The following is a 12,385-nucleotide window of genomic DNA, read 5'->3' as shown; positions in this document are numbered from 1 at the left end:
CGGCGCCTACGCGGGCCTGCGCCTGAGGACGTCGATCACGAGCGCGGCCGCGATGCCCGCGCACAGCCCCAGCGCGACAGCGATCACCATCACGCCCTTGGCGTCCGGCGAGAACGGCGCGGACGGCTCCGCGGCCTCACGCAGGACGGTCACGGCGAGCGGGAGGTCGCCGCTTTCGCCATCGGCGCCGAGCAGTGCGGGCAGCTCGTCCTGAGCAGCCTGCGCCGCGGCGTTGGCCGCCTGGGCCGCCGTGGCGGGGGAGTCGCTCATCGCCACGATGTCGATCGTCGACGTCAGTGTCCGTGACGTCACGGAGATCATGTCCGCGAGTCGCTGGGCGGAGTAGTCGTCGGTGGCGGCAGCCTCGAGGAGCGCCGGGGAGTCGATGATGGTCGCCGCGGTCTCCGCGAGCTGCGTGGTGGTGGAGACGCCTTGCGCGGTCTCGCCGATGGTGGTGGGGGAGTTCGCGATCAGCACGATCTCGGAGGATGCCTGGTAGACGGCCGGCGTCACCGCGATGTAGCCGTACGCAGCCGCGCCCGCAAGCACCAGGCAGCCCAGCACCGCCCACCACCGGCGCGTCAGCGCCCGCCACAGGTCTCTCAGGTCCATCGCGGCTGACCCCTCCCTCAGACGGTTCCCCACCACAGTCCTGAGGGGCACGCTACCGTACGGCTATGTCGGTCCTCATGGTCACGACAGCAATCGCCGTCGTGTATGGGCTTATCTCAGGCCGCTACGAGCGTGCTCTCGCGGTCGGTGCCGTCACGCCCGCGGGCGCAGCGTTCGTGGCCGGCGGTGAGGCACTACCGACGTTCTATGCGACGGCGGCAGGCGGCGCGGCGCTGCTCGCCGGACAGTGGCTGGTGCGGCGCGGGCGGCCGGGCTCGCCGCCGCTGGGACGTATCCCCGGCGTGGGGCTGTTGCTGATCATGCTCGCGTGGGCGGTGGTGGTGGTCCTCGTCGCGCCGTTCATCGCGCCCGGCGCGCGCACCGTGACCGATCCCGCGTGGCTGCTGGTGCCCGGCCGGTGGGAGATTTCCAACGTGGCGCAACTGTTGTATCTCGCGCTCAGCATCGTCGTCGTGATCGTCGTCGCACGCTCGACGACCACGACGACGAGCCTGCTCGCGATCCCTCTCGCCGCTGGCGTTCTGCTGTCCCTGTGGCGCTACCTGTCGATCCACGCAGGCGTGCCATTCCCCGAAGGTGTCTTCGCCAACTCGCCGGCGTTTCGGTACATCGAGCAGGCGCCCGGGGGTGTGCCGCGCTTCCGCGGCATCCACTCCGAGCCGTCGGCGCTTGCGTCAACGTCCATGATCGCCGTCGCATACTTCACGTCGTTCGCCGTGCGGGTGAGGGGACTGGCCCGCGTAGGCAGTCTCGCGATGGTGGCGGGTGCCATCTTCTTGGGGATCGTGTCGACATCGACCACGTTCCTCGTCGCGGGCGCCGTGGTGGGTGGGTGCGCGCTCGCGGCGCTCGTGGTGCGCCTCGTCACTCTGCGGCTCAGGGTCTCGGTGATCACCGTGTGCACGGCGCTCGCGGTCGTCGCGGCGGCGATCTTTGTGACGCCTGGCTTGCTTGACGCCTTCACCTCCGAGGTGGACGCCAAGCTCGGGTCGGACTCGTATGACGACCGCAGCGACGCCGATGCGCTGGCGTTCGAGGCGTACCTGGAAACCTGGGGTTGGGGGATGGGACTGGGCTCGGTGAGGGCCTCGTCGCTGGTCTTCACGCTGCTGGGCGCCGTCGGCACCATTGGCACGCTTCTCTTTGTCGGCGCCCTCGCGACGACGGTGCTGTCCGCGGCCCGCATCTCAAGCTGCGCCCCGGTGATCTGGGCGCTCACGGCGTCGCTCGTGGTCAAGGTGGTCTCGAGCCCCGATCTGTCCGACACCTCCGGGGTGTTGTGGCTCGGGCTCGGCATTCTGGCGCGCGCGGTCGTCGCGCAGCGCGAAGGGGTGCCGATGCCCGTGATGGGGTCGTGGCGCTCGCGCGGTGCGCCACAGGATGCGCTAGCCCCTGCGCGCGAGCCCGTCGCGTAGTAGTGTCAACGCCAGGCCCCTCGCTGTGAGGTTTGTCACACAGCGTGTATGGGGGGCGGGGGAGAAGGCTCGGGGGGGGGGGGCCAACGTGGCAGATTCGTCAACGCCACCGGTGGGCGGCGCCGGTACGAGTTCTGCCGCGCGCCCTGACGGGCAGCCTCCCCTGCGCGTGATGCACCACCTGAAGCACGCCAGGCGTGGCAACGGCAGCGTGCACGTCGCGGTCGATCTCGCCTGTGCGCAGGCCCGCGATGGCCATGCGGTGTCGTTCGTGGCGGGTGAGGGTTCGTACGACGACGTGCTTTTGGGCCACGGCGTCGACGTGGTCTCCATCCCCGAGGCCTCCGGGCTTCGCGGGGCATGGCGGGCGTTCACTGCCACCGTGGGTGTCGCGCGGCGGGTGCGCCCCGACATCGTCCACGCGCACATGATGTCGTCCACCGTGATCGGGTGGGTGGTGGCTCTCGTCGCCCGCGCGACGCTCGTGACGACCATGCACAACTCATTCGATTCCCACTCGCGACTGATGCGCATTGCACGGGTCACGGTCGCCGTGAGCCGCGCCGAGCGCGACCTCTTGGTCGAGCGGGGATTCCCGGCGCGCCGGGTCCGCACGGTGCTCAACGGGGTGGTCGGTTCGGCCCGCGAAGCGATCGCTGTCGACGAGATCGGTGACATCGCGGGGCCTTGCCTGGTGACCCTGTCCGGACTGCACGGACGCAAGGGCATCGACGACGTCATCCGTGCATTCGCCCTCGTGGCGCAGGATTTCCCACAGTGGCACGTGAATGTCATCGGATGGGGGCCCGCCCGGGAGGACCTCGAGGCGCTCGCCGCCGCGCTCGGGCTCGCCGACCGCGTTCACTTCTGCGGTCCCACCCTCACGCCATGGCGGCAGCTCAGTCAGGCTCAGATCTTCGTCACCGGCGCGCTCGCCGAGCCCTTTGGCCTCAACGTGATCGAGGCGCGCGCGGCCGGGTGCGCCGTGGTGGCGACGGACGTGGGTGGGATTCCGGAGGCCCTCGACGGGGGCTCCGCGGGCCTGCTTGTGCCGCCGGCCGACCCGGTCGCGATGGCGGCCGCGATGCGCTCGCTCATGGGGGACCCAGCGCTGCTCGAGACGTGGCGCGAGCGCGCCCGGCAGGGCATCGACTACTTCAGCGTGTCCCGCATGGCGCGGGATTACACCGACGTCTACCGCGAGGCCATTCCTGCGCGACGCCGGCCACCGGTAGAACCGACGTCTCCCACGCCTCAGGGGGCTGTGGCGCGGAGACGAGGCATGGAGCCAGGGAGGTCCGTGCATCAGCACTAGCGTCCGGCGAGGCGTGCTGTCGGGGGACACCACGCACCACCGGATCACACCATCGGGGGGAGTCACTCACGTGGCGACAACAGAATCGCTTGAAGGAACCAGGAGTACGGCCGCGGCCGTCTCACCGCGGGCACTTACGCGTCTCATCCGCGCGAGTGCCTACCGCGACGCGACGACCGCGACCCAGCGGGTGAGCGCGCCAGGATGGAGCGACCGCTATCGCGCTCGCCTGCGCGTGACCGATACGGTCGTGCTGGCGACGGTGGTCGTGGTCGGGATGGTGGTGTGGGACCTCGTCCTCACCGGAACGCTCCACTGGGCACCTGCGCTCACGGGCGCCGCGCTCGCGGCCGGATGGCTCACGGCCATCACCCTCGCCGACACCAGGAGCCATCGGGTCACCGGCGTGGGCATGGCCGAGTACCGACGCTTGTGGGACGCGACCCTGACCGTCGTGGCGACGGTCGCGGTCATCGCAGTGTTCTTGCCCGATGCGGGACTCACCGGGGCGCTGGTGCTCGCCATGCCGCTGGGGTTCGTGGCGCTCATGGCAGAACGCGCCTGGTGGCGCTCGTGGCTCAAGCACAAGCGCCGCTACGGACGGTGGAGCACCCGCGTGCTGTTGGTGGGCTCCGGGCCGTCGGTGAGGAACATTCGCGACGAGTTCCACGCCAATCCTCAGGCCGGCTTCCGGGTCGTAGGAATGTGTGAACCCGAGGGGGACGGTGCGGGGGTCGCCGCTCACGTGCGTCGCGAATTGGCGGCGACGGGGGCGGACACGGTGGTGGTGACGGGCTCGGATGTGCTCCCGGCGGAACGTGTCAAGGAGATCAGCTGGATGCTCGAGTCGGGCCATCAGCACCTGATGCTCGCGCCCAGCCTGACCGACATTGCCGGGCCTCGCATCCGCACCCGCCCCGCGTGCGGGCTGCCGCTGATCCACGTCGAGACGCCTCGCCTGACGCGCTCGGCGCGGCTCACCAAACGCTCCTTCGACATCGCCGTGTCTCTCGGCATCATCGTGCTCGTGGCTCCGGTGCTCGTGGCCGTAGCCCTCATCGTGAAGGCGTCCGGGCCCGGGCCCGTCCTGTACCGCCAGCAGCGCATCGGCCTGGGTGGGCGGACCTTTGAGATGCTGAAGTTCCGCACCATGCGCGTGGGCGCCGACGCGGAGCTGGCCGCCCTCCTCAAGGCTCAGGGCACGGCCGAGACGCCGCTGTTCAAGATCAAGGACGACCCGCGGATCACGCCGGCGGGGAGGTTCCTGCGCAAGTACTCTCTCGACGAGTTGCCGCAGCTCTTCAATGTGCTCAGCGGCACGATGAGCTTGGTGGGGCCGCGCCCGCAGATCGCGAAGGAGGTCGCGCTGTACTCGGGTTCGCAGCGCCGGCGGCTCCTCGCAAGCCCGGGAATCACGGGTCTGTGGCAGGTCAGCGGGCGCAGCGCCATGGACTGGACGCGTGCCGTGCGGCTCGACCTCTACTACGTCGAGAACTGGTCGCTCATCACGGACGTGGTGATCCTGCTGCGCACCTTCCGTGCGGTCATCGCGCCAGGAGAGACGGCGCACTGAGTGCGCGCGGCGAGCGGCTTACTCGGGCAGGCGGAACATGCCCTCCTGGGCGGCCGATGCCACGAGCCGGCCGTCCTCGGAGAAGATCCACGTCCCGCCGAGCCCGCGCCCGCCCTGCGCGGTGGGGGCGTCCTGGAGGAACAGCAGCCACTCGTCGGCGCGCGCGGGGCGGTGCCACCACATCGCGTGGTCGAGGCTCGCGAAGTTCAGCCCCGGCGTCATCCACGAGGCGCCGTGGCGGCGCAGCAGCGGTTCGAGCATGACCTGATCACAGCCGAAGGCCAGCAGGGCGCGGTGCACCAAGTCGCTGGCCTCGATGGGACGACGTAGCCGCACCCACGTGGTTTGGTACTGCTTGGGGCTGCCATCGGGCGAGAACAGCAGCGAACCCTCGATGTGTCGCAGATCGAACGGCGTGCGCTTAAGCCAGTAGTCCGCGCGAGCGTGGCCCTCGTGCGGGGCGAGCAGGTCGAGCGCCGAGACCACGTCATCGGGCCGCGGCACCTCGGGCATCGTCACCTGGTGCTCCGGTCCGGGCTGCGGGAGCTGGAACGACGCGATCATCGACAGGATCGGCTTGCCGTCCTGGAACGCGTGGGTGCGCCGCGCGGAGAACGAGCGGCCGTCACGCAGGATCTCGACCTCGAAGGTGATCTCTCGCGAGGCGTCGCCGGGACGCAGGAAATACCCGTGCATCGAGTGCATGAGCCGCTCGTCGTCGACGGTGTGGCCCGCCGCGATGAGCGCCTGCGCGAGCACCTGCCCGCCGTAAGCACGCCCGCCGGGCATAGGCAGCGAGTCGCCCTCGAACGACGTGTCGCCCAGGCGTCGCAGGTCGAGCACCTGCATGCCCGACTCGACGGCCTGATCGGCCCAGATGTCCTCGGCGTGCTTCACTTAGGCCTCCTCAGCGGGTGAGCCCGGCGTGGGCTCGAAGGTGTTGATCATCGAATGTGCCGCGCGCTCGAGGTAGTCCATGAGCGTCACGGCATGCAGGGGGGACAGGTTCTCCGCTGCCACCGCGTCACGCATGAGTGAGACCCAGTGGTCGCGCGCCTCCGGGTTCACATGGAAGCCGTGGTGGCGCATGCGCAGGCGTGGGTGGCCGCGCTGGTCGGAGTACGTGGTGGGTCCGCCCCAGTACTGCTCGAGGAACGCGGTGAGGCGCCACTCGGCGCCCTCCATGTCGTGCGAGGGGTACATCGGCCCCAGAACCGGGTCGCTCGCGACGCCTTGGTAGAAGCGGTGGACGATGCGGGCGAAGGTGTCGTGCCCGCCGATCGCCTCGAAGAACGACTGGCCCTCGTCCTGGGTGGGGCCGGAGCCCACGTTCATACCAGGTGTCGTCACGTCAGTCCGACTCTCCGTCGCCGTCGAGATCGCCGGAGTCGGGAGGCAGGGGCTTGCCATCCTCGTCCTTGGGCTGCTCCTCGCCACGCTTGCGGGGCGAGTCAGGCGGCGTCAGCTCGGACGTGTCCTTCGCGTGACTGTCGACCACCATGGCGTCGCCCGGCACGGCGAGGCGAATGCCGCGCTCGGCGAAGATGCGCCGCATCTCTCGGCGCACCTCGCGCTGCACGTCCCACTGCATGGCGGGGTTCACCTGGCACATGAGGCGCAGCATGACCGCGTTGTACTCGAGCGACTCGATACCCGCGACCTCGGCCTCGCCCAACAGGTTGGCGGCGACGGACTCGGACTCGGCCGATGCGGCGGCGACCGCATCGATCATGGCCTCCTTGGCCGCCTCGACGTCCGTGTCGTACGCGAAGCGCACCTCGATCATCACGCGGCTCCACAGGCGCGTCATGTTGCCCACGCGCGTGATCTCGCCGTTGGGGATGTACCAGACGGTGCCGTCGAGTGCGCGCAGCCGGGTGCAGCGCAGGCCCACCTCCTCGACGGAGCCGGAGGCCTCGCCCAGGTCCACCACGTCGCCCACGCCGTACTGGTCCTCGATCAGCATAAACACGCCCGCGAGGATGTCCTTGACCAGCGACTGCGCACCGAAACCGAGCGCCACACCCAGAATTCCCGCCGAGGCGACCATCGGACCCACGGGAACACCCAGCACGCTGAGCACCGTCATCAGGAGCAACACCACGATGAGGACGGCCAGGGCGGAGTCGAGCACGCGTTTGACGGTGTGCGCGCGCTGGCGCCGCCGCTCCGCCTCAAGTCGCGCCTCCGTCTCGTCCGCCTGCGGCACCCTGATGCGCGCCTTCTTGAGGGCGGCAAGCGTCTTGGGGTCGGACATGGGAGCGCCGCGCTCCATGCTCGTGGTGAAGGCCTTGATGAGGTAGTGGCCGATCAGCCACACGACCAATGCGATCACCGCGGCGGCGATCAGCCCTCCCGCGCGGTCCTCGACACCCTCCCACCACGTCGAAATCTCGTCGGTGCTGGGCAGCTCGACGGGCCCCGGTGTGGTGCTGGTCGAGGGCTCGGGGCTCGTGGACGCAAGAACGATGCTCAAGACAGACACGCCTCCCAGGGTAACCACGTCCCCTGACGATCGTGACGCATCGGCCGTCAATGTGGGCCCGGTGGTACCAAAATCACCCTGGAAAACTGGTGTGAACCTGGCAGGATAGACGAGTGGACACGCACCTCTCACCAGAAGCTGAGGCGCCCAGCGAGGCGCTCGCCGCCCTCGCGCGCGCCTGCGGCGTGTCCCTGACCTACACCGGATGGGACGGCAACTCCCGCACCAGTTCGATCGCGGCCGTGCGTGCGGCCCTCACCGCGATGGGTGTCGCGGCCGGCGACGACGCCGAATGTGAGGCCTCGCGCGCTGCGCTGGAGGATCTTCCGTGGGCCCGCATGGTGCCGCCCATCACCGTGGTGCGCATCGGTCAGCGTCACGACCTTCCGGTGCACGTGACTCACGGCGAACCCGCCGCCGCGGCCCTGACGCTCGAGGACGGTTCCGCCCGCGACCTGGGGCAGCTGGACGTGCTGGTCGAGCCGCGCCAGGTGGGACCGCGCCTGATCGGCCGGGCGACCTTCGATATCCCCGCCGACCTGCCGCTCGGATGGCACAGGGTCGAGGCCCGCACCACTGGCGTGCGGGCTCGCGGCTACGTCGTCGTGGTGCCCGACCGGGTGCCGCTGCCCGCAGAGGTGAGCGCACGCCGTCCGTGGGGCCTGGCCGCGCAGCTGTACTCGGTGCGCTCGGAGCGCTCGTGGGGCATCGGCGATTTTGGCGACCTCGCCGACCTGGGAGCGTTGTCCGCCGCCGCCGGAGCCGACTTCATCCAGATCAATCCGCTCCACGCGACCGAGCCGGTGCCTCCCATCGAGCCGTCGCCCTACCTCCCCACGTCCCGGCGCTTCTTGTCGCCGCTGTACATTCGCGTCGAGGACATCACCGAGGTCGCCTACTTGCCGTCGCAGCAACGCGCCGTCCTCGAGTGGGAGGCCGAGCGGCCGCGGCGGGTCAACTCCAGCACCGACCGCATCGACCGCGACAGCGTGTGGCGGATGAAGGCCGCGGCGCTGGAGAAGGTGTTCGCCGCGCCGCGCTCGGCCGGCCGGCAGGCGGCCTTCGAGGCGTTCTGCCTGCGCGAGGGTCGCTCCCTCGAGGACTTCGCGACCTGGTGCTCGATCGCCGAGGCTCACCGGGGAGTGCCGTGGCCCGACGAACTCGCCCAGCGACTGCCCGCCGCCGTGGACGCCTGGCGCGATGAGCACGCGGACCGCGTCCTCTATCACGCGTGGCTGCAGTGGATCTGTGACGAGCAACTGTCACGGGCGCAGCGGGTGGCGCGCGACGCCGGCATGAGTATCGGCGTCATGACAGACCTTGCGGTCGGCGTACACCCCGAGGGGGCCGATGCCTGGGCCCTGGGCCGCGTGCTCGCCGACGGTATCGCGGTGGGCGCCCCGCCGGACATGTACAACCAGATTGGCCAGTCGTGGTCGCAGCCCCCATGGCAGCCGCGCGCACTCGAGGCGGCGGCGTACGTGCCGTTCCGTGACGTGGTGCGCGCCGCGGTGAGGCATGCGGGTGCCCTCCGCATCGACCACATCCTGGGCCTGTTCCGCCAGTGGTGGGTGCCCGAGGGGCACGCGCCCTCGGACGGCGTCTACGTGAACTTCGACCACGAGGCGCTGATCGGCATCCTCGCCCTCGAGGCCGACCGCGCCGGCGCGATCGTCATCGGCGAAGACCTCGGCACTCTCGAGCCGTGGGTGTCGGACTACCTCAACGAGCGCGGGCTGCTCGGCACCGTCGTGGCGCTTTTCGAGAAGCAGTGGGACGGCTCGCCGACCCCACCCGAGCACTACCGGTCCGATGCCCTGGTGTCCGTCACCGTGCACGACCTTCCGCCCACCGCGGCGTACCTTGCCGGCGAGCACATTCCTGTGCGCCAGGAGCTGGGCCTCATCCTCGACGACGTCGCGACGGTCACCGCCCAGGCCGATCAGGAGCGCGAGCGCATGGTCGCCTACCTGCGCGAGCGCGACTGGATGATCGAGGACTGGAACGAGGAGGACCTCGTCGCCGGTGTGCACCGCCTCGCGATGCACACCCCCGCGATCCTCACGGCCGTGGCGCTCACCGATGCCGTGGGAGAGCGCCGCTCTCAGAACCACCCGGGCACGCACACCGAGTACCCCAACTGGCAGGTGCCGCTGGCCGACGCCAATGGCGTGCCCGTGCTCGTCGATGAGATCTTCGAGCACCCGCGTGTGCAGCGGCTCCTCGAGGCGGTGCGCACGGCCCGCGAGGCCTGACCCGCGCCCAGGAAGCCCGGCCCTGCTTAGCGCGCCTGCTGGGCGCGCTCGGAGCGCCGGATCTCGTCGAGACCCTCGGTGACGGCCTTCAGCAGCGTCGAGGGCGCATCGGCGTTGTCCGCGAGCCACGCCTCGACGCGCCCCGTGAGCCCGGGCACGCGCCCCGCGAGAGCGGTGGGGAACACGTAGTTCGCGACGCGCAGCGCCATGAAGGACGCCATCGACTCGTACATGGGGCGCAGCCCCGCAAGGATCTCGTCGAGCAGCGGCTCGAGGTCCTCGGGACGGTGAGAGCGGCCCAGCCCCAGTGCGGTCGCGAACGCGATGGCGTTGGGTGGCACGGCGCCGTCGGGGTGCGCGATCGAGTCCCAGGCGCGACGCTTGGCCTCGGCGCCGGCGAGGGCCGCACGGGCCCCGGCGGCACGGCGCTGACCGGCCGTCGAGGGGTCGGCCGCGAGGCGCTCGTCGATCCCGGCGTCATCCATGCGGCCCGCCTGAGCCAGGGCGGTCACGAGGTCCCAGGTGAGCTCGGAGTCGATCTCACGTCCCTCGATCGAGGTGACGCCGTCGAGCAGCTCTGCGGCGATCTGCGCCTGCGCGTCCGTGGTCACGAGCGACGCGAAGCCGCGCAAGAGCTGCAGCTGGGCGTCCGATCCGGGTGCGGCCTCGCCCAGCAGCTGCCACAGGCGTTGCGCGGTCGAGCCCGCGAGCTCCTCCCGGGAGGCCGGGGGAGCGTAGCGGCGGATCGCCGTGGCGATCTGTGCCAGGTGCGCGCCGAGGACCTCGGAGTTGGTGAGCGTCCCTGCGGCCTCGAGCACCACACCCACGTAGCGTGCCGCGGGCAACACGCCGTCGCGGCACGAGTGCCACAGCGAGTCGAGCACGAGGTGCTGCGCCATGGGGTCGGAAAGCTCCGCGATGTGCGCCTCGACCGTGGCGAGCGAGCGCGCGTCCAGGCGCACCTTCGCGTAGGTGAGGTCGCCGTCGTTCACCAGCAGGAGGTCGGGCGCGGCCTTCCCGATCGCCTCCGCGATCGACACTCCCGCGCCGTCGTCGCCGACCGCCACGTCCGCGCTGACCTTCCAGCGGCGTGTGAGGCCCTCGTCGCTCAGCGTGTAGCCGCCGATGACCAAGCGGTGGGGGTGGTGAAGGGCACCCTCGGGCACCTCCTCGTCGACGATGAGCGAGGTGACGGCCCCCGCATCGTCGGTCGTCACCTGCGCCGACAGCGTCGTGACGCCGGGGGTCTCGAGCCACGCGCGCGACCACGCGGACAGGTCGCGCCCGGAGGCCGACTCGAGCTCGGCGAACAGGTCCGCGAGCGTCGCGTTGCCGTGGTGGTGGGCGTGAACGTAGGACGCGACGCCGGCGAAGAACACGGGCAGGTCGAGCGTCGCGGCGAGCTGGCGCAGCGCGGAGGCGCCCTTGGCGTACGTGATCATGTCGAAAGTGCCCGTGACCGCCTCGACGGTCGGCACGTCGCCCAGCACCGGGTGCGTGGTGGGCAGCTGATCCTGCACGTAACCCACCGACTTGCGGCCCGCGCCGAACGCGACCCACGCGTCCGTGTACTCCGTGACCTGGGTCGCGGCATGGTGCGCGACGAAGTCCGCAAAGGACTCGTTCAGCCACAGGTCGTCCCACCAGCGCATGGTGACAAGGTTGCCGAACCACATGTGCGCGAGCTCGTGCAGCACCACGTTGGTGCGGGCCTCGAGCTCGGACTGGGACACCTCGGTGCGGAACAGGTAGCGGTCCTCGGAAATCGTCACGCAGCCCGCGTTCTCCATGGCGCCCCAGTTGTACTGCGGCACGTAGATCTGGTCGTAGCTGTCGTACGGGTACTCGGTGGCGAAGATGCGCTCGTACAGCGAGATGCCGGCCTGCACGTCGGCGAACAGGCGCGCGGACGCGAGGTGGTCGGCGACCTCAGGGCGGCCGTACACGCGTGCGGGGATGTCGCCCTTCGCGGACTGCAGCACCGCCTCCTCGTAGACGTACGGACCGGCGACAACGGCAGCGGCGTAGCACGGCAGCGGCACCGTGGGAGCGAACTCCCAGGTCAGCGCACCCTCGCCCGACTCGACGGGCGCGGGCTGCGCCGTGTTGGAGATCACCTGCCAGGCCGCCGGCGCGGTCACGGTGAACTGGAAGGTGCCCTTGATGTCGGGCTGGTCGAACACGGCGAAGGCGCCGCGCGCGTCGTCCGTCGCGAACTGGCTGTACAGGTACCAGTCGCCCGTCGCGGCGTCGATGAAGCGATGAATCCCCTGACCGGTGGTGCGGTAGTCGCACTCGGCCTCGATCACGACCTCCGTGGGCCCGTGCATCCCCGACACGTAGACGCGGTCGTCGACGTGCACGGTCGCGGGGTCGAGCTCCTCGCCGTTGACCCGCACGCTCACGGCTTTGCCCACCAGGTCGAGGAAGGTTGCCGAGTCGCGCGCCGCGTCAAAGATCACCGTCGAGGTCGAGCGGAAGGTGTCGCCCGTTCCCGTGAAGTCGAGATGGACGCGGTATTCGGCGGACGACAACACGGCGGCGCGCGCCGTTGCCTCGTCCCTCGTGAGGGTGGTGGCCATGCGGGCCAGTCTCCCATGTCATGGCCGGGGACGTGAGACGGGCCGATGCCGTGGCGGGCCCTCGTACGAAGCCCCGCCACGGCATCGGCCGCATAAAAAACGACGGGGACGGCCAGGCGGCCGTCCC

9 protein-coding genes are annotated in these 12,385 nt (G+C 70.4%); 4 read left to right on the top strand and 5 right to left on the bottom strand.

Features of this window, described 5'->3' with window-relative positions; genetic code table 11:
* Positions 1–6: 6 nt before the first annotated feature.
* Positions 7–612 carry a YveK family protein gene (locus B7K20_RS11000; protein WP_084102573.1) on the bottom strand — a complete coding sequence of 202 codons (606 nt, stop codon included), beginning with the start codon at positions 610–612 and terminating at the stop codon, positions 7–9.
* 65 nt (positions 613–677) lie between these two features.
* On the opposite strand from B7K20_RS11000, the gene B7K20_RS10995 reads away from it, so the two are divergent.
* From B7K20_RS10995 to B7K20_RS10985, 3 genes are all read left to right on the top strand, one after another.
* Positions 678–2,048, top strand: a complete 1,371-nt coding sequence (locus tag B7K20_RS10995) for a hypothetical protein (protein ID WP_084102572.1) — start codon at positions 678–680, stop codon at positions 2,046–2,048.
* Positions 2,049–2,220: 172 nt separating this feature from the next.
* Positions 2,221–3,363 (top strand): glycosyltransferase family 4 protein, encoded by a 1,143-nt coding sequence (locus B7K20_RS10990; protein ID WP_084102571.1) that lies wholly within the window; start codon positions 2,221–2,223, stop codon positions 3,361–3,363.
* 235 nt (positions 3,364–3,598) lie between these two features.
* The gene (locus B7K20_RS10985; protein WP_144018657.1) at positions 3,599–4,936 is read left to right on the top strand and encodes a sugar transferase; all 1,338 of its coding nucleotides are present in this window, start codon (positions 3,599–3,601) and stop codon (positions 4,934–4,936) included.
* 18 nt (positions 4,937–4,954) lie between these two features.
* Here B7K20_RS10985 and B7K20_RS10980 read toward each other — a convergent pair whose 3' ends face one another.
* From B7K20_RS10980 to B7K20_RS10970, 3 genes are read right to left on the bottom strand one after another with little or no spacing between them, the layout of a single operon-like run.
* A complete protein-coding gene (locus B7K20_RS10980) occupies positions 4,955–5,833 on the bottom strand; it encodes an acyl-CoA thioesterase II (protein WP_234985809.1) in 879 nt (292 codons plus the stop codon).
* Positions 5,834–6,271, bottom strand: a complete 438-nt coding sequence (locus B7K20_RS10975; RefSeq protein ID WP_084102569.1) for a globin — start codon at positions 6,269–6,271, stop codon at positions 5,834–5,836. It abuts the gene before it with no gap.
* 16 nt (positions 6,272–6,287) lie between these two features.
* Positions 6,288–7,421: a mechanosensitive ion channel family protein gene (locus B7K20_RS10970; protein ID WP_084102568.1), complete on the bottom strand. Its 1,134-nt coding sequence runs from the start codon at positions 7,419–7,421 to the stop codon at positions 6,288–6,290.
* Positions 7,422–7,534: 113 nt separating this feature from the next.
* On the opposite strand from B7K20_RS10970, the gene malQ reads away from it, so the two are divergent.
* Positions 7,535–9,676: a 4-alpha-glucanotransferase gene (malQ, locus tag B7K20_RS10965; protein WP_084102567.1), complete on the top strand. Its 2,142-nt coding sequence runs from the start codon at positions 7,535–7,537 to the stop codon at positions 9,674–9,676.
* A gap of 26 nt (positions 9,677–9,702) precedes the next feature.
* Here malQ and pepN read toward each other — a convergent pair whose 3' ends face one another.
* Positions 9,703–12,258: an aminopeptidase N gene (pepN, locus tag B7K20_RS10960; protein WP_084102566.1), complete on the bottom strand. Its 2,556-nt coding sequence runs from the start codon at positions 12,256–12,258 to the stop codon at positions 9,703–9,705.
* Positions 12,259–12,385 lie beyond the last annotated feature (127 nt).

It is taken from the genome of Demequina sp. NBRC 110051, from assembly GCF_002090055.1.
Taxonomy (GTDB): Bacteria; Actinomycetota; Actinomycetes; order Actinomycetales; family Demequinaceae; genus Demequina.
Note: the sequence above shows the minus strand (reverse complement) of the source record. Positions and strands in the feature narration are given on the sequence as shown.

Coding starts and splice junctions, on each gene's coding strand:
- B7K20_RS11000 (WP_084102573.1), bottom strand. CDS start 612: ATGGACCTGAGAGACCTGTGGCGGGCGCTGACGCGCCGGTGGTGGGCG.
- B7K20_RS10995 (WP_084102572.1), top strand. CDS start 678: ATGTCGGTCCTCATGGTCACGACAGCAATCGCCGTCGTGTATGGGCTT.
- B7K20_RS10990 (WP_084102571.1), top strand. CDS start 2,221: ATGCACCACCTGAAGCACGCCAGGCGTGGCAACGGCAGCGTGCACGTC.
- B7K20_RS10975 (WP_084102569.1), bottom strand. CDS start 6,271: ATGAACGTGGGCTCCGGCCCCACCCAGGACGAGGGCCAGTCGTTCTTC.
- pepN (WP_084102566.1), bottom strand. CDS start 12,258: ATGGCCACCACCCTCACGAGGGACGAGGCAACGGCGCGCGCCGCCGTG.